This window comes from Winogradskyella poriferorum (assembly GCF_050618035.1).
Lineage (GTDB): Bacteria > Bacteroidota > Bacteroidia > Flavobacteriales > Flavobacteriaceae > Winogradskyella > Winogradskyella poriferorum_A.
Genome location: NZ_JBODPY010000005.1, coordinates 171,651 through 189,637, shown reverse-complemented (window position 1 = coordinate 189,637; position 17,987 = coordinate 171,651). Strand labels below are relative to the sequence as shown.

At 33.9% G+C, this 17,987-nt stretch carries 13 protein-coding genes; 7 read left to right on the top strand and 6 right to left on the bottom strand.

All coding sequences use genetic code 11. The annotated features are described in order from the left end of the window. Positions 1 to 141: 141 nt before the first annotated feature. The 4 genes from ACRHOC_RS12715 to ACRHOC_RS12700 form a co-directional block, all read right to left on the bottom strand. Complete coding sequence (locus ACRHOC_RS12715; RefSeq protein ID WP_431159026.1) at positions 142 to 2,109, bottom strand: putative porin; 1,968 nt, start codon at positions 2,107 to 2,109, stop codon at positions 142 to 144. Positions 2,110 to 2,247: 138 nt separating this feature from the next. Further along, a complete protein-coding gene (locus ACRHOC_RS12710) occupies positions 2,248 to 2,976 on the bottom strand; it encodes a hypothetical protein (RefSeq protein WP_431159025.1) in 729 nt (242 codons plus the stop codon). Positions 2,977 to 3,000: 24 nt separating this feature from the next. Beyond that, the gene (locus ACRHOC_RS12705; protein WP_431159024.1) at positions 3,001 to 4,497 is read right to left on the bottom strand and encodes a RagB/SusD family nutrient uptake outer membrane protein; all 1,497 of its coding nucleotides are present in this window, start codon (positions 4,495 to 4,497) and stop codon (positions 3,001 to 3,003) included. Between the two features lie 15 nt (positions 4,498 to 4,512). Beyond that, the gene (locus tag ACRHOC_RS12700) at positions 4,513 to 7,824 is read right to left on the bottom strand and encodes a SusC/RagA family TonB-linked outer membrane protein (protein WP_431159023.1); all 3,312 of its coding nucleotides are present in this window, start codon (positions 7,822 to 7,824) and stop codon (positions 4,513 to 4,515) included. Positions 7,825 to 8,038: 214 nt separating this feature from the next. Here ACRHOC_RS12700 and ACRHOC_RS12695 point away from each other — a divergent pair, with 214 nt between their 5' ends. From ACRHOC_RS12695 to ACRHOC_RS12685, 3 genes are all read left to right on the top strand, one after another. Next, entirely contained in the window at positions 8,039 to 8,641 is a 603-nt protein-coding gene (locus ACRHOC_RS12695) for a ribonuclease HII (protein ID WP_431159022.1), read from the top strand. 39 nt (positions 8,642 to 8,680) lie between these two features. Further along, positions 8,681 to 11,041: a hypothetical protein gene (locus ACRHOC_RS12690; protein ID WP_431159021.1), complete on the top strand. Its 2,361-nt coding sequence runs from the start codon at positions 8,681 to 8,683 to the stop codon at positions 11,039 to 11,041. Between the two features lie 265 nt (positions 11,042 to 11,306). After that, the gene (locus ACRHOC_RS12685; RefSeq protein ID WP_431159020.1) at positions 11,307 to 12,239 is read left to right on the top strand and encodes an ion channel; all 933 of its coding nucleotides are present in this window, start codon (positions 11,307 to 11,309) and stop codon (positions 12,237 to 12,239) included. Here ACRHOC_RS12685 and lipB read toward each other — a convergent pair. Further along, positions 12,232 to 12,936, bottom strand: a complete 705-nt coding sequence (gene lipB, locus ACRHOC_RS12680) for a lipoyl(octanoyl) transferase LipB (protein WP_431159019.1) — start codon at positions 12,934 to 12,936, stop codon at positions 12,232 to 12,234. The two genes, ACRHOC_RS12685 and lipB, sit on opposite strands and share 8 nt — an antisense overlap. Positions 12,937 to 13,009: 73 nt before the next feature. Continuing rightward, positions 13,010 to 13,168, bottom strand: coding sequence for a YqaE/Pmp3 family membrane protein (locus tag ACRHOC_RS12675; protein ID WP_224479307.1), 159 nt, complete (start codon positions 13,166 to 13,168; stop codon positions 13,010 to 13,012). Positions 13,169 to 13,440: 272 nt separating this feature from the next. On the opposite strand from ACRHOC_RS12675, the gene ACRHOC_RS12670 reads away from it, so the two are divergent. From ACRHOC_RS12670 to ACRHOC_RS12655, 4 genes are all read left to right on the top strand, one after another. Then, entirely contained in the window at positions 13,441 to 14,496 is a 1,056-nt protein-coding gene (locus tag ACRHOC_RS12670) for a LuxR C-terminal-related transcriptional regulator (protein WP_431159018.1), read from the top strand. 108 nt (positions 14,497 to 14,604) lie between these two features. Beyond that, positions 14,605 to 15,009: a DUF1573 domain-containing protein gene (locus ACRHOC_RS12665; protein WP_431159017.1), complete on the top strand. Its 405-nt coding sequence runs from the start codon at positions 14,605 to 14,607 to the stop codon at positions 15,007 to 15,009. 112 nt (positions 15,010 to 15,121) lie between these two features. Continuing rightward, entirely contained in the window at positions 15,122 to 16,816 is a 1,695-nt protein-coding gene (gene lysS / locus ACRHOC_RS12660; protein ID WP_431159016.1) for a lysine--tRNA ligase, read from the top strand. A gap of 145 nt (positions 16,817 to 16,961) precedes the next feature. Next, positions 16,962 to 17,942 carry a hypothetical protein gene (locus tag ACRHOC_RS12655; RefSeq protein ID WP_431159015.1) on the top strand — a complete coding sequence of 327 codons (981 nt, stop codon included), beginning with the start codon at positions 16,962 to 16,964 and terminating at the stop codon, positions 17,940 to 17,942. Positions 17,943 to 17,987 lie beyond the last annotated feature (45 nt).

Here is a 17,987-nt window from a genome sequence, read left to right as displayed (position 1 = left end):
ATCCCCTAATCAATCAACACTTTTCTTTATCTATTATATATAATGTCGGAGGGGCATAAATCCTAATACCAACGTACTCATTATAAGGGCTAAAGCCTACGAAACGCGTAAGAAATATGATTAAAACTAAAAATAATGTAGTTATAGAAAGAAATCCCAAACTAATCCAAATCTTATTGTAAAATCTCTGTAAGGATTATTTGGTGCCGCATAAAAGTTATATCCCGTAAATGAAGAATTAAAATGTTCTGCAATAAAAAATATACGGGTTTGCCTAACCTTGGCATTAATAAAAAAATCTAATCGAGGGAAGCCACCAAATTCTGAATCATTCTGCGTATAAAATTCCGCAAGCAAGGGATCATAACCATTCATATTGTATTTAGTGAAATAGTTAAAAGTGACACCTGTCTGTAATCGCATTGCCTTTTTAAATATTTCGTTAGAATAATAAAGCGTATTCCTTGTTATAAAAGTTGGTACATTAAGTACCTCGTCATCACTCACAACATTTTGATACATTATTGTATTATCCAATGCAAAATTTCCAATTTTAAGCTCTTTCTGAACTTTTAAACGCAGATACTGTAATGCCTTATTATATTGAACGGGTTTTATAATATTAGCATTATCAACTTCACTGTCGAGATTAAAGAACGTATAATTGTCAATATTGGTTATGTCAAAATTAGCATTGACATATTTATTTGATTTAATATTAAAAGATAACTGCTGAGAATTTACTGTCTCGAATACATCTAAATTATACCAATTATAATTTATATAATCAGATTGGTACAACAGAAAGTTTAAATTGGGTTGTCTTGAATTTATATTAATACCTCCTTCAAAAGCCAAGCTCTCATTTAAATTTATTGCTAATCTTGCATCTATAAAATTACCCGCAAAATCTTCCGATAAATTTACACCTGCTTTACCTGAAAGATTTAATCTTCCAATTATTTTATTGTAACCAGCATTTAGACTTAAATAATCTGTTTTGATTCTATTAGGTATGAGTTCATTTGCAATAGACACAACACTATTATATCCATAATTTAGATTGGTATACCCTGCACCAAAAGTTAGATTACCTAATAAATCATTGTGGTAATCAACACTAAGGCTAGTTTGAAAATTCTCTACTGTCGTTTTATCTCTGACCTCATTTGTAAAACTGTCACCAAAAAAATCAGTTGCAGCCGTCTGTTGGGTATAGTCGTAATATTTATCTTCAAACGATATTAAGTTCTTTACGGTTAATGAATTTGTATCAAGGGAATCCTTTTTTGTTATTAATTCATAACTATGATCTAAAAAAAATCGTTTCCCCACTAATATATTCTCCGCATTCTCAAAATTTGGATCAAAAACAGATCTATCCGTAAATTCTTCGTTACCCGACTCAAAATTTATAATGTCATCATCTTGCAGACCACCATTTTCTTGATTTAATAAATCTTGCATTACGATGTGTCCTCTTGCCTTATATCTTTTATTCTTTGAATTGTATATACTTGAGAATCTAAAATTACCAGTACTTGTTAATGCATTCTGATAATTCCCGAGAGATCTCAACCCTTTATAGGCAATTGAAAAATTAAATTGTCGCGATAAGTTAACTGCAAAAAAAGCATCAAGTAGTTGTCCTTGTTGAAAAGCAGTTTTATAGGTTAATCTCGTCCAGGGTGTTGGAACTTCATAGTACTTTATATCATTCGCTTCATAATAATTGAAGTGTCTTGCCCTTGCACCAAATAAGGGTCTTATATTACGATCTACCAAATCATAGGTTAGGGTATTATAAGTTTGACCAATATTTGCAAATGGCATTAAACCAAAGTTGTCCCTTTGCAGATAGTTAAACTTATAATGCTTATTAATGGTGAGTGTTGTATCGACAATACTCGTATCAATTTCTTTATTGAATTGCAAGTACATATCTATAGTAGCTAAATCTTTAAATCCCTTAGATTTACGAACAGTAGTTGTATCCTCCCCAAATGGATTATCTGGACGTCTCGCATTAGAGGTATTTAATTTTGTCTGTGCAATGGTAATTTCACAAACAAAAAACAAAAACAGAAAACCAAATTTCTTTAAGTTCATTTATAGATATGGTATAAATCTAAATTATAAAACAATGCACAAAAGTAACTAATTATTTAACTTAGTTTTTGAGGAATAAAAACATAAAAAAAAGGCCGTTATTAATATAACGACCTTTTATTTTTCTTAGTATAACGTTTAAATACTGAAATTTCCTGATACTGTTGAAGCAGTAACACTGTCTGTTGCCAATAGTTGACCACATCCGTTTAGTACTCTAAATGTACTTCCTCCGTCACCGTAAGAATCATTTAAAGTCATTGTGTAAGTACCAGCTCCAAGTGTTACATTAACTACAATTGTAGTAAAGTCATCCGCAGGATTATTGTAAGGCCCACCTGAAGCTACAACAGCACCAGATGAATCCGTTACAGCCCAAGACGTTTCATCTGGCCAGTTATCTGTATCAATTTCAATTGTTACATTACTAGCAGTTGCTAATGGGCATAATAACGCTGCATTGATAGTTACTGAAGCAGTATCCGCAAGTGTATCTATATCAGTCGTTGGTGAGAACTCTAATACGATTTCTTGGAAATCAAAAGTCAAACCAGCTTCATTTACTGTTATTGACACTGTTGCTGAATTAGTACCCGCTTCGATTACAACTGAACTAGGTGCAGAGTAAGCCGCTGCAGCCGCAGTTGAATTTTCAGTTGTAAGGTTAAAAGTTCTATCAGTTCCTACTTTGTTACCAGTATAAACATTAACCTCTATTGTTTTACTACCCTCACCTACATCAACAGTTTCTGTAATTGCATTTGTTCCAAATGCGATGTAGTTAGGTGTTTGGGTATCAAATTCATCCCTACATCCGTAAGAAAGAACTAGGCACCCTATTAGAAATAATTTTAAAATTTTCTTCATTTGAGATAAGTCTTTATGATTAAATTAGTTTTGTCCGTTGATAAATGGATTATCCTGAATTTCTCTTTGTGGAATTTCAAAAGTTAATCTATTATCATTGTGTGGAATTGATTCACCTACGAACGATAAGTGGTTTGCACCTCTTGTGATAGTTGCCTGGTTTCTCTTCATAGCGAAGTAAGATTTACCTTCCCCCCAAAGCTCCCATCTGATCTGCATGTAAATCTCATCTTGTAATGCCGTACCGCTTAACGCATCAATGTAAGATGGATCAGCAACTCTATTGTCAACTAATAAGTGTAATACGTTTCTTGCTTGAGCATCTTGTCCAGACTTCGCTAAAGCTTCAGCCTCTAATAAGATCATTTCTGCGTGACGCATGTATACATAATCAGCTTTAACCTGAGTAGATGTACCGAAAGGAACACGATCAGAATCATATTGCTTAAATAATGGCTGTAAGTAGTTAGATCCAGGAGTACTGAAGAATTGACCTCTTCTTGCATCATCAGCTCTCATTGCATTGTAAAGATCTTCATCCATTACTTTAGTATCACCTACTGCAGCATAGCTATAAGAGAAGAAATCTACCTGACCCCACCAAGAGATAAGACCAACACCAGAGTTCTCATTGATATCTACACCCCACATCCAAGATGGGTTATTGTAATCGTTAAATCCACCTAAGATACCAAATGTATCAGCAGTTGGAGGCATTAAAACAGTTCCAGAACCAGTACGTGCTTGGTTAGCTAAAGTAGCAACCTCAGACCAACGTGTTCTTTGTGCAGCAATTGCATAAGCTAAAATACCCCGTGCAACAGACTGATCAATTTGAGACTTATCAGATCTATTAAATCCATCTAAAAGTGTAATAGCCTTGTTTAAGTCAGCTTCAATTAAAGCATATACCTCAGCCTGCGTAGATTTTGCCTGCGTACCTGTTGTTTCTGTTGTATAGATCGGTATAATTGGCTGATCAGCAATGTAATCATCAGCATATAATTGAGCTAACATAAAATAAGAGTGTGCTCTAGATGCTAAAGACTGTCCTAATAAAGCTCTTACACCTGCATCTTCAGGATCTGCACTTTCACCACCTAAGTTACCAATTGCTAAGTTAGCATTAAGTACTTGTCTGTAATAGTAAGACCATGTTTGGAAATTATCTCCGAATGTAAAATCCTGAGTTCCTTGCATTTCTGTGATTGAAGATCTGTACCATCCATAAACACTATTAGATAATGCCATATCACTACATAACATGTCACTAAATACATCGTAAGCCTTCTGACCGAAATCGTCATGACCACCAGTATTACCAGAACCACTAGTAAACATTACAGTATAAATACCATCAATTGAACCAGCAACTAAGTCAGGGTTAAGTGCTGCGGCGTCAGAAATCTGATCTGCAGTAATAAACTCACTCGGTTGTCTTTCTAATACATCTTCGTTACAGCTCTGGAATCCTAAAACCAACATTCCTAAGCCAATAAATTTTAAAACATTTTTTTTCATATCGCTTTTTTTTAATTAAAATTTCATTCTTAAACCTAATGTAAAACTAGATAATGGTGCATAGATATTTCTAGCTGTAGCACCAGCTTCTCTTACACGAGGGTCATAACCTTGTCTTGCACTAGAGATAAATAAATTATCCCCAGATAAGAATAAGTTAACATTATCAATACCAGTTTTATCTAAAAACTTACTTGGTAAGTTATAACCAATATTTAAACTGTTTAAGGCTATATAATCAGACTTGATTATAAATCTATCACTTTCACCAACATCCTGTGGTACAGAACCGTTAGCCAATAAAGGTACGTTTGTGATGTCACCTGGTTGTTGCCATCTGTCTCTAATATCAGCGTGTAACGTACCACTTGCAGTATTAAATCCTCTTTCGAAGAATTCTCTATAGTTGTTATCATATGCATAACCACCAAACTGGTAAGTGAACTGAACACCATAAGTAAAGTTATGGATATTACCTTGTAATCTAAATGCACCTGCTAAATCTGGTAATACAGACTTACCAACGTACTTTTGAGTTGCAGTATTAAAATCTTTAGTTACTTGTCTACGGATGTTCGCAGTACCACCAAAACTGTTTAAGTAAGGTGTTAAAGAGTGATCTGGAATACCTGTAGTAGAACCATCAGCCTCAACGAATTCATTATTTACTAAATCCTCACCTGCATCTAATACACCGTTATTGTTGATGTCATCATAATACTGGTACCACATTGGGAATCCGTCAGAAGGATCTACACCTGCATATTCTCTCATGTAGAAATCATAAATAGATCTACCAACTTCAAGACCTCTATTACCAAAATTCACAAAATCATTGTTCGCCTGCTCGAAAAGTCTTAACAATTCATTATCAATGTGTGTTCCATTAACAGCAATATCTAAATTTACGTTATCAGATTGTACCACATGGAAGTTTAAATCGAATTCGATACCAGCATTTCTTAATTCACCATCATTCAAAAGAATGTTACCAGAACCTGTTGAAGGAGCCTGTGGAATGTTAAAGAATAAGTTCTCAGTATCGTTGATATAATAATCAATACTACCATCTACAATGTCACCCAGCGTAAATTCTAACCCTGTTTGATACTGTCTTTTTCTTTCCCATGTTAAATCTGGGTTTTGAACATCTCCACGTAAAGACACAGAGAATTCACCATTTAAGTTGTTTACATCAAATTGGTTAACACCACTGTAGAAACCTTGCACTACAGATACACCAACTTCATCACCAGCTAAACCAACAGAACCTTTAATTTTTAAATATCTTAAGAAGTTACTGTCTGATAACCAATCTTCGTTAGTTAAAATCCAAGCACCACCAACTGACCAGAAGTTATCCCATTTGTTGTCTGGATCAGCAAATACTGAAGATCCATCTCTACGAACAGAGGCCGTTAAATAGTACTTATCATCGAAGTCATAGTTTAACTGACCAAAATAAGACTCTAATGTTCTACCTTCTTCGAAACCTACTGGTAACGACTGGTTAATAATATATTGTGATAACTCTAGAGCAAACGGTAAAACCGCTTTTTCTTTACTGTTACTAACAACTTGGAAACTCTGATCATTAATCTCATGAGCTGCTAAAACTTCAACAGAATGTTTACCGAAGTCTTTACGGTAACGTAAAAGGTTCAGTGCATTAATAGTCTCATTAATTCTGTTAGTCTGAGTTAACGTACCACCAGCAGATTGTCCAGGACCATAAAACTGGTTTCTCATGTTTTTAAATAGGTTCCCTCTATACTGGTAACTGAATGAATTTTCTAAAGTCAATCCTTCAGCTAACGTTAAGTCTAAATTGAAGTTTCCTAAAAATTCATTTCTGTCATATCCATTAAAATCGTAAACCATGTTACCAAATGGACTTACCCCATCAGAAGCTGGTCTACCAGGAACTGCACCTCCAAAAGTAATCGCACCATAATCTGGTACAAAACCACCAAGTTGTGTATCTTCTATAAGATTACCATCATTATCTCTTGCAAAAACACCAAATAATGAAGGCGTCTTGTCAATAAATTCGAATACTGCAGATGCACCACCTAAGTTCGTACTGTTTCTTTGTTCTGCATACAAATAAGATACGTTTGCACCAACCTTTAACCAGTCTTTAATTTGAGATGATACATTTGTTCTAATGTTATATCTCTTATATGATGAATTATTTAAAATACCATCTTCATCTAAGAAACCACCAGAAATAAAGTATCTTGTTTTCTCATCACCACCACCAAATCTTACATTGGCTTCGTAGCGGTTACCATCTCTAATTAATAAATCTTCGAAATTCTGAGGTGTAAACTTTCTTGTAATACCATCATTGAATCTACCTGTTGCAGGATTGATTAACTGATCTCCAGGTGCATTCCACATGTTATAACGTAAAGGAACGATTCCACCAGGTGCATCAGAAAATAAATTTTGACTTGCAAACGTATTTGCGTCGTCCATACTAAGACCATTAAGGATCATTTGCTGATTTCTAGCACCTTCCCAGATTAAAGCAATATTCTCTTCTTGATTTCTAATTAAATCGTAACGAGGAATAATTTGAGAGTTAATACCAGTTTTAACATCAATCTCGATATAGCTCTCAGATGCAGAACCAGACTTTGTAGTAATTAATACTACACCGTTAGATCCTCTAGAACCATAAATCGCAGTTGCAGTTGCATCCTTAAGAATTACTGTACTCTTAATATCTGTTGGATTAATTGCGTTTAATGTTTCAGTTGCTGTGATTGGCACACCATCTACAACGTATAAAGGAGAACGGTTACCACTAAGTGAACCAAAACCACGAATACGTACCGCAGAAACAGTACCTGGCTGACCAGTTGTATTGATAACCTGAACACCAGACGCCTCACCTGCTAACGATTGTGTTACGTTGGCGAAGTTTTTGTTTTCGATATTCTCGGTATCGACGGTAGTCACCGTACCCGCAAATGCTTTTTTCGTTGTAGTACCATAACCAACGACTACAACTTCTTCTAACGCATTCTCTGTAAGAGCTACGTCATAAACGTTACTTGCACCTACTGTAACTTCAGTAGCGTCCATAGCAACATAAGAGATAACTAAAACATCTCCTTCTTGAGCTTGAATGGTATACTTACCATCAAAATCTGTTTGAGTACCTCTAGCCGTACCCTTTACAACTACCGTCGCACCAGGAAGGGGTAAACCATCCGAAGCTGTAGTAACTGTACCTGTGACAGTTTTCTCTTGTGCAAAAGAAAATTGCATCACGAACGCCATAAATAGCGTTAATAACCATGTTAACTTTAATTTCATAAAACAATTATTTGAGTTAGTCTAGTTGCAAACATCTTAATTTAATATTAAATAAACAAGTGTTTTTGCCAAAAAAATGTTAACTCAATTGCGAATTTTTCAATGTTAGTTTCCAAAAGGTTTTAAAGGTTTTTCGGGTAAAAACTCATTAGTTAGATACACAATCTTCAAAAGGGTTGCGTTAAAATTTTAACTTTGTTCAAACTTTAACATTTTGCCTTTAAAAATTCAATACTCAGAATTCGATTTAGAATGTGGTACTGATGAAGCTGGAAGGGGTTGTTTGGCAGGACCAGTTACTGCTGCCGCAGTTATACTTCCAAAAACATTTACAAATACCATTTTAAACGACTCTAAACAACTCACCGAAAAAAATAGAACTCTACTTAAATCAGTTATAGAAAACGAAGCCAGTTGTTTTTCAGTGCAACATGTATTTGAAAATGAAATTGACAACATTAATATTCTTAATGCTTCAATTAAAGCAATGCACCATTCTATTTCTAAACTCAAATCTGAGCCTGAATACATAATAGTAGACGGCAACAAGTTTAAACCTTACAAAAACATACCATATAAAACAATTGTAAAAGGTGACGGTAAATATCTAAGCATTGCTGCGGCGTCTATTCTTGCCAAGACCTATCGTGATGCTTACATGAGTAAAATACACGAAGAGTTTCCGATGTATAACTGGAAACAGAACAAAGGATACCCAACAAAGGAGCATAGAGCTGCCATAGAAAAATATGGAATATCAAAATATCATAGAAAATCGTTTAGATTATTACCAGAGCAATATAAATTGGATCTTTAACTTAATTATATTTGTTTATTAATTAATTGTCCATTGTTAATGAAGCGCCTCAACATTCTTCTTTTAGTTCTACTAACCTTTTACACTTGCCAAAAATATAATGGCAAACAATTACAACCCACAGATTTTTTACTAGAGGATTCCGATGTTGTACTTAAGATAAATGCGCTAAACGAATTCAAAAATGGCGTTTTTGATAATTCGCTTTTTTATACCATATATAATAAGGAGTATTCAGATACACAAAAAGTCTTAAATTATTTACTTCCCTCACCATCTGTATATATTGCTTTTAGAGAATCAAACGATTCAAACCCTAACACCTTTATTACGGCTCAATATATTGAGAACACCAATAGTATTGATAGTACTAAATTTGAATTTAGTAAGAAACCTGTCGATAGCGATATATATAAATCTTCTATAGATTCCCTATTAATTTTTTATCATAAAATTGAAAACATATTTCTCACTTCTAACAATCAGTCCGCACTTGAATTAATAATTGATGATTATAAGTCAACTAAATTTGAAAGGCTTTTTGAAAGTACTAATCAATCGGCAATTGCAAGTGCAGTTTTTAAACTTGACTCCTCAGATATTTCAAAAATATTATTGAAAGATCATATTTATGACGATTATGCTGTGTTAGATTTTAATACAGATGCTACTAATTTTAACTTCAGTGGTGTCATAACTCAACAAGACAGCGTTAGTAACATCCTCAAGAACTTTAAAAAAGTTGCGCCTCAAAAAGTGCGGAGTCTGGGAATTGTCTCTAATAAGACCAAATCATTAATTGCATTGACTTTAGACAATTATAAAAGTGATGCATCCAATGATGCAACAAAAGATTCACTTTATAGCAATGAGACTGCCTCCTTCTTAAACTATTGCAGTGAGGTTTCAGAAACTGAAAATGGCATTTATTTATTTTCCCTCGACCCAGAATTACTTATGGAATCCCTAGAGAATAAATCTTATGAAGAAACCTTTAGAGAGGTAGATATATTCCAATTCCCAAATCCAAATTATTTTGATATTGAATTTGAAACACTTCTTAACTATAAGGATGCACATTATTGCTTCCATATTGGCAACTATGTTGTTTTTTCAAATACTATAGAAAATTGCAGTGCAATAATTACAGACTATTTAAATGGTAATACCCTTGGTGATTCTGAACAATTCGCAAGTATTAATGAGAAACTTAGTGACGAATCTTCACTTTTTATTTATAAAGATGGTTCTACAATGTCAGATTATTTAAACAGTGATTTAAGTAAATACAATGTTAACGCGGTTCAATATATATTCGAAGACGATTATGCTTTAGCAAACGGTATTTTTAAAAATTATAAACAGAAAAGTACTAGACATTCGGTAACTGAAATGTTTAATACTGCCATTGAAGATGCCATTATTAGTGGCCCACATATTCTTGTAAATCATTTGAATAAAACTAAAGATATCGCCATACAGGATATTAACAATGTACTCTACCTTGTATCGAACTCTGGTAAGATTCTTTGGAAGAAAAAACTACAAAGCCAAATATTAGGTGCTATTGAACAAATAGACATGTATAAAAATGGTAGATTACAACTTGCATTTACAACTTCAAACAGACTTTACGTTATCGATAGAAATGGTAATGATGTAAATCCTTTTCCATTAAAATTTAATGATGCAATTACACAGCCGCTATCGGTATTTGATTATGATAATAACAGAGATTTTCGACTTCTAATAACCCAAGCGAATGAATTACTGATGTATACAGCTAAAGGTGCGTCAGTTACTGGTTTTGATTACAAGAGTACAAGCGACAAAATAAAAACTCAACCTAAACATTTTAGAATAGACAATAAAGACTACATTGTCTTTGCTACAGACAAAACCATGAAAATTTTAAATAGACGTGGTAAGATTAGAGTTGATATAAAGGACAATATTCGCATCTCGGATAATTCAATTTTTCTACATAAAAATAAATTCACGACTACCAATACAAAGGGAGAATTAGTACAGGTAAATACAAAAGGTGAAATCTTAAGAAAACAACTCGATCTTATAACAGATCACAATATAGATGCAACTAGTAAAACACTTGTTAGTCTTAGTGATAATGAATTGCGAATTAGATCTAACAGAATAGAGCTAGATTTTGGAAGTTATACCAAGCCCAAAATATTTTATTTAAATGATAAAATCTATGTTACAACAACAGATAGCGAAACTAATAAAGTATATCTGTTCGACAGCCAAGGACAAGCCATACCTAATTTCCCTATTTATGGTAATTCATCAGCAGAATTATCAAACTTAGATCGCGACCGTAATGTTGAATTAATCGTATTGGGTAACGATAATACACTTCTGTCTTACAAGATTAATTAAGAAATATAGATTCCATTTTACCAAATGGATTGTAATTATTAATTTTATAATGCTATTAATCAATTACTTAAAACAAAACATTTCATTTTTCCCTAACTTTTTTATTTCATCTCATGATGTGATTTGTAAAACATCGAATTAAAAAATATTAAGGCAACCAAATCTCAAGCCCTCAAATCTGAAACGCCAAAGAAATTTGGCGTTTCATTTTTTTCTTGTCTGAGTTAAAAAACAACCATAAATATTTATTTAACTTCGTCGTACTATGGCAAGACTAAAAAAAGACCATTTTAATGATTTTGGACTTGGTGAAAAATCACCATCCTCTGGTTATCGTGCGGTTAACAAAGACGGAAGTTTTAATATCGTAAAAACCAACATTCCTTTTTTTGAAAGACTTAATTTTTTTCATGCATTAGTTACCATGAAATGGACACATTTCTTTGGTCTTATTCTACTAGGGTATTTTGTGGTTAATTTCTTTTTTGCAACTATTTATTACATCATAGGTGTTGAAAATTTAACAGGTACTCGTGGTATGGGTCCTTTTGAGCAGTTTATGGAAGCTTTCTTTTTTAGTGCTCAAACTATTACAACCTTAGGTTATGGTCGGGTTGCACCCTTAGGTCTTCCTGCCAATATTGTGGCTGCTACAGAATCTTTATTGGGTCTTCTCTCCTTTGCCTTAGCCACAGGTTTGCTCTACGGAAGATTTTCTAAGCCGAGCTCTAGGATTAGATACAGTGAAAAAGCAGTTATAGCTCCCTATAAAAACATAAACGGCTTTATGTTTAGAATAGCTAATCCTCAAAAAAATCAGCTTCTTGAAGTTGAGACAAATGTGAGTGTGTCTATGAAACGAAAAGGATCAGATTTGAGGAACTTTCATGTACTAGAATTAGAACGTAAAAGAGTAGTGTTCTTTCCATCTATGTGGACTGTTGTGCACCCTATCGATTCTAAAAGTCCTCTGTTAGGTATAGACCTGAACGACTTGAATGAAAAAGATGCTGAATTTATTGTAAGTCTCAAAGCCTTTGACGAGTCGTCTGGACAGATGGTATATTCTAGATCGTCTTACAAACCTAATGAGATTGAATGGGGTCAAAAATTTGTATATGTTGCTTACCAAGAAAATGGCAAAACTTTTATTGATGTGAGCAGAATCAATGAAACTGAAGATGCTATTCTTAATTAGCCAAAAACTCGGCCTCAAATAATTCTGAAAAGTGCTTTAAAATCTTAGATTTCACCTGCTCTTCATCCACCATTTCAACACCTAATTCAACATTCAAAGAAGTGACAGCCTTACCCTTAATACCACATGGAATGATGTTATCAAAATAACCTAAATCCGCATTTACGTTTAAGGCAAAACCATGCATAGTAACCCAACGACTAGCGCGTACACCCATAGCACAGATTTTTCTAGCGAAAGGTGTTCCGACATCCAACCAAACACCAGTCTCTCCAGGGCTACGTTCAGTCTGTAATCCATATTCTGCCAAAGTGAGAATAATGACTTCTTCAAGGAATCTCAAATACTTGTGAATATCAGTGAAAAAATTATCTAAATCTAGAATAGGATAACCAACAATTTGACCAGGTCCATGATAGGTAATATCACCACCTCTATTTATTTTATAGAAGGTTGCATTTTTAGCTTTTAATTGCTCTTCTGAAAGTAAAAGATTTGAAAGATCACCACTCTTCCCTAATGTATAAACATGAGGGTGCTCCACAAATAAAAAATGGTTGTCTGTCTCTAGACCAGCTTCCTCTCTTCTATTCTTAATTTTAGTGTCTAAAATAGCTTTAAATAGACCCTCTTGGTAGTCCCAAGTTTCCTTAAAATCTTTAAGTCCAAGATCCTCTAATTTTATCGTTTTATTCATGAATAATTCAAATCTAAATTCAACCTCTGGGATTGAATCTATAAGCTAAAAATTGAGGCACAAAGATACGTAATTATCTGTCTGGATTATTCAATATTACAAGTGCAGCGATAACACCTGGAACCCAGCCACAGAGCCAAAGTAGAAATACGATAAAAATGGAACCGCACCCTTTATCGAAAACGGCTAAAGGTGGACAAATTATGGAGAGTAAAACACGCCAAATACTCATGATTTTAGATTGATGATTTATTATTTTAATTTTTAAATAGAGAGCAAAAAATACCCTATTGAGTCTGCCATTATAACATTAACATTTTAAAAGCAATATGAAATAAACAAAATTCAAATTGACAAACTCAATAGGATAATCTAACTAACTACTATTTTATGAAATACAGAATACTTATCTTCTGTATATATATGACGCAAAGTTGATTAAGTTGTTACACTTTTAAGAATTCATTTATTTTAAAGTCCTTAATTTTTATGTAGCTTCGTCCTATGCACAGATATTTAGTCTTATTTCTTTTTTTCTTTGTTAGTAGCGCCAAAGCCCAGTACGCGTTCTCTGGTTATATAGATGCTGAAGAATGGCAAAATACAGTCTACCTCTCTGTCGTCGATGATTATCGTAAAATTTCAGGTGTATTTGCAGAACAAATTATCGCCAAAACTTACGCTGATGAGAACGGTTTTTTTGAGTTTAAAGGTGATATGCTAGAACAAGATAACCGTATTTACCGCATTCATATCGATAAGTGTTCGGAGACGCAACAGGAAATAAACCACTTTAATGGCCATTGCAATAATAGTCTCGAATTACTTTTTATTGCTAATAACAGTGACATATTAAATCTTCCACTTTCATTTGGCAACCAAGCATTTTGTAATATCGAATCTAGTAACCCAAGAGCTAATGCCTTTGTTAGGATAGACTCTTTAAAGGAAGATATGCGCTTTGCCTATGGAGAATACCGAAGTCAAGCCAATAGAAAACTTAATAACAAGAAGTGGTTTAAAACCTTGCAAGACTTTGGTAAATCATTAAATGAACCATTAGCAGAACTCTATATTTACAGTTATATCTCAGATCGGAGTAGTGACTTACACAATTATTATGTCGAAGATCTAAAGACGAATTCTTATTATGAAGAACTTAAAGATAGACTGAATAATGCCTACCCAGAATCGTCTTATACTAGCCAATATAATAATGAAATTGAAGCAGATAAATATATGCTAGAAGCATACTCTACTGATACCCTAGAAAACAAAAATTACTTTATCTATGGTTTACTCTTTGCTTCCATAATATTGAACCTATTTCTTGTTTACAAATATCTTGGAAGCAAGAAATCCAAAACTAAAAATCTACGCGAAAAATTATCTAAACAAGAGCAGGTAGTATTAGACCAATTACTCCAAAATAAATCAAATAAAGATATAGCTACAGCCTTATTTTTAAGTGTAAGCACAGTGAAAACACACACCAATAACATTTACAAGAAATTAAATGTGCAATCTAGAGACGAAGCTAAATCTCTGTTTATAAAGTAGTTGTAAATTTCATACCAGGTACTAGTACCGATTTCAAACCACTATTTTCCGAGTGGAACAGATTAAAAATAGAAGTTTGTCTCATATTAACTTTTAAATTTTTTAATCATGAAACGAACAGTAAACACTTTCATTCTAACAGTTTTTAGCGTTATTTTTTTCAATGCTACAACCGCAGAAATTCATACGCTAAAAAGTAAAGTAGCAGTTATTGAGTTCGAAACGGAGACTTTAGATTACGGCACGGTTGTACAGAACTCCGATGGCCTTAGGACTTTTAATTTCATCAACACAGGTGAAGCGCCACTACTAATTACTAAGGTAAAGACTAGTTGTGGCTGTACTGCACCTAGTTATTCAAAAGCACCCATTTTACCAGGTGAATCTGGTGAAATATTAATAAAGTATAACACAAAGAAACTTGGTTCCTTTACTAAAACCGTTACTGTAATGTCTAATGCCGAAGGCGGTAACAGGGTACTAAAAATTAAGGGCGAAGTTGTTGCGCCTTAATGATAGTTATATTTCGGAAAAGTTTCTCTTAAATTAATCGAGAAATCTTATCCATAAAGGTGTTCCCTAATTTTTTGAAAAAATGTAATTTTGCAATTCAAAAAATTAGGGAATGCAACTTTCAGAACAAGAATTAGTAAGACGCGAGAAGTTAGGTAAGTTAAGAGCACTCGGTATTAATCCATATCCTGCAGATTTATACCCAGTAAATCATACTTCAGAACATATTAAAGCCAACTATACTGATGGCAAAAAAGTCATTGTTGCTGGGCGTCTTATGTCGAGAAGAATTCAAGGAAAAGCCTCATTTGCAGAATTACAAGATAGTGAAGGTCGTATTCAAGTGTATTTTAATCGCGATGAGATTTGTCCTGGTGAAGACAAAACACAATATAACGAGGTCTACAAAAAACTTTTAGATATTGGTGACTTCATAGGCATTGAGGGTGAATTATTTACAACCCAAGTAGGTGAAAAAACAGTTATGGTAAAAGCATTCACCTTATTAAGTAAGGCCTTAAAACCACTGCCATTACCTAAGCAAGATTCTGAAGGTAATACCTACGATGAATTTAATGATCCTGAGCTACGTTACAGACAGCGTTATGCTGATTTAGCAGTAAATCCGCATGTTAAGGAAGTTTTTGTAAAGCGTACGCGACTCTTTAATTCGATGCGCCAGTTTTTTAACAATGCTGGATATTTTGAGGTAGAAACTCCAATTTTACAACCAATTCCTGGTGGTGCCGCTGCGAGACCTTTTGTGACTCACCATAACACTTTAGATATTCCTCTATACATGAGAATAGCTAATGAACTCTATCTAAAGCGTCTAATTGTTGGTGGTTTTGAAGGTGTTTATGAGTTCTCTAAGAATTTCAGAAATGAAGGTATGGATAGAACCCATAATCCTGAGTTTACTGCAATGGAAATTTATGTTGCCTACAAGGACTATAATTGGATGATGGATTTTTGTGAGCAACTATTAGAGCATTGTGCAATGGCAGTTAACGGAACAACAGATGCTACCTTTGGTGAGCATCAAATAAGTTTCAAAGCACCATATAAACGCATCACAATGCGCGATTCTATTTTAGAGTTTACTGGGTTTGACATTTATGGTAAAACTGAAGATGAAATTCGACAAGCTTGTAAAGACATGAATATTGAAGTTGATGATACTATGGGTAAAGGAAAGCTTATCGATGAGATATTTGGCGAGAAATGTGAAGGTAACTACATTCAACCAACCTTTATTACGGATTACCCAAAGGAAATGAGTCCGTTGTGTAAGGAACATAGAGAAAACCCTGAGCTAACAGAACGTTTTGAGCTTATGGTTTGTGGCAAGGAAATCGCCAATGCGTATTCAGAATTAAACGATCCTATAGATCAGCGCGAGCGATTTGAGCATCAATTAAAACTAGCCCAAAAAGGAGATGATGAGGCTACAGAATTTATAGATTTTGATTTTTTAAGAGCCTTAGAATATGGTATGCCACCAACATCAGGAATGGGTATTGGTATGGATCGTCTTATTATGTTCTTAACTAATAATCAGAGTATACAAGAGGTGTTGTTTTTTCCACAGATGAAACCAGAAAAGAAGAAGCTTGAATTAAGTGATAATGAGAAAGCAATTTTCGATATTCTTAAGTCCGAAAAACGCATGGATTTAGGTGCGTTAAAATCGCAATCTGGATTGAGTAATAAAGGCTGGGACAAGGGCATGAAAGGCCTAAGTAAGCTAGGACTTACTAAAGTTGAAAAAACAGATGAAGGCTTATTCGTCGAAGTAATTTCATAATAACCTGTAGAACAAATAAATATAAAGGGATTTTCATATGGTAGTCCCTTTTTTCGTTGATAAAAGCCCATATAACACAGAAAACTTGGAAGTCTTGCCTTTTTTAGTAAATTGGTGAACGTTAAAAATAGCTAGCTGTCCCTCAATGAAAAAAATTATTGTCACTTTCTGCTTATTTATCATGATTTTTTCATGTGGAGACGATGACGTTATCACCTTAGATACCATACCAGATGTTGTAGCAGAATTTAGAACAAATCTGTCCGAACTCAATATTTATACAGGTGAATTAAACAATCTTGAAATAAGCTCGAAAGCCTTCGAATACGAGACTAACACTCCTTTATTTACAGATTACGCACATAAGGAACGATTAATTGCATTACCCAATAACAGTTCGTTGACATTTGATGGTGATGGCTTACCAATCTTTCCTGATAATACGGTTATTGCCAAAACCTTTTATTACAATTTAGATGAGCGTGATCCGTCCATAGGTCGACAAATTATAGAGACACGTGTATTAATTAAACTCAACGGAAATTGGGAATCTGGTGACTATATCTGGAACCAAGAGCAGACAGAGGCCGTTTTAGATCCTAATGGCAGCATTTTACCAGTGACATGGGTTGATAATGACGGTAATCAGCAAACTACAAATTATGAAATTCCATCTAATGCAGATTGCTTTACTTGCCATAGTACCTACGATAATTTAACACCTATTGGGCCAAAACTAAGAGCACTAAACTTTGAGACAAATGGAGTTAATCAATTACAAGAACTCATCAATTCTGGTGCGCTCATTGGTATCTCAAATCCGAATTCTGTTTCAAGTATTCCAAACTGGTTAGACAACAGCGTTTCCCTAGAAGAACGCGCCAGAGCCTATTTAGATATTAATTGTGCACACTGCCATACAGCTGGTGGTTACTGCGAAAACCAATCTACTTTGCGATTAGATTTTGGCACCACATTAGTTGAATCAAATATCATTGACAGGAAGGAAAGTATCAACTTACGAATATCAAATTTCAATGATGGATTCAGCATGCCATTTATAGGCACAACTATGACTCATAGTGAAGGTATTTCATTAATACAGGCGTACTTAGATACCTTATAATTTCTGCGTTAAATATATATTAAAGTCTAGTTTCTTAACTCAATT

Excerpts from the sequence above, each read along its gene's own strand:
- lysS (WP_431159016.1), top strand. The coding sequence starts at position 15,122 with ATGCAACTTTCAGAACAAGAATTAGTAAGACGCGAGAAGTTAGGTAAG.
- ACRHOC_RS12665 (WP_431159017.1), top strand. The coding sequence starts at position 14,605 with ATGAAACGAACAGTAAACACTTTCATTCTAACAGTTTTTAGCGTTATT.
- ACRHOC_RS12685 (WP_431159020.1), top strand. The coding sequence starts at position 11,307 with ATGGCAAGACTAAAAAAAGACCATTTTAATGATTTTGGACTTGGTGAA.
- ACRHOC_RS12715 (WP_431159026.1), bottom strand. The coding sequence starts at position 2,109 with ATGAACTTAAAGAAATTTGGTTTTCTGTTTTTGTTTTTTGTTTGTGAA.
- ACRHOC_RS12700 (WP_431159023.1), bottom strand. The coding sequence starts at position 7,824 with ATGAAATTAAAGTTAACATGGTTATTAACGCTATTTATGGCGTTCGTG.
- ACRHOC_RS12690 (WP_431159021.1), top strand. The coding sequence starts at position 8,681 with ATGAAGCGCCTCAACATTCTTCTTTTAGTTCTACTAACCTTTTACACT.
- ACRHOC_RS12705 (WP_431159024.1), bottom strand. The coding sequence starts at position 4,497 with ATGAAAAAAAATGTTTTAAAATTTATTGGCTTAGGAATGTTGGTTTTA.
- ACRHOC_RS12670 (WP_431159018.1), top strand. The coding sequence starts at position 13,441 with ATGCACAGATATTTAGTCTTATTTCTTTTTTTCTTTGTTAGTAGCGCC.
- lipB (WP_431159019.1), bottom strand. The coding sequence starts at position 12,936 with ATGAATAAAACGATAAAATTAGAGGATCTTGGACTTAAAGATTTTAAG.
- ACRHOC_RS12675 (WP_224479307.1), bottom strand. The coding sequence starts at position 13,168 with ATGAGTATTTGGCGTGTTTTACTCTCCATAATTTGTCCACCTTTAGCC.
- ACRHOC_RS12655 (WP_431159015.1), top strand. The coding sequence starts at position 16,962 with ATGAAAAAAATTATTGTCACTTTCTGCTTATTTATCATGATTTTTTCA.
- ACRHOC_RS12710 (WP_431159025.1), bottom strand. The coding sequence starts at position 2,976 with ATGAAGAAAATTTTAAAATTATTTCTAATAGGGTGCCTAGTTCTTTCT.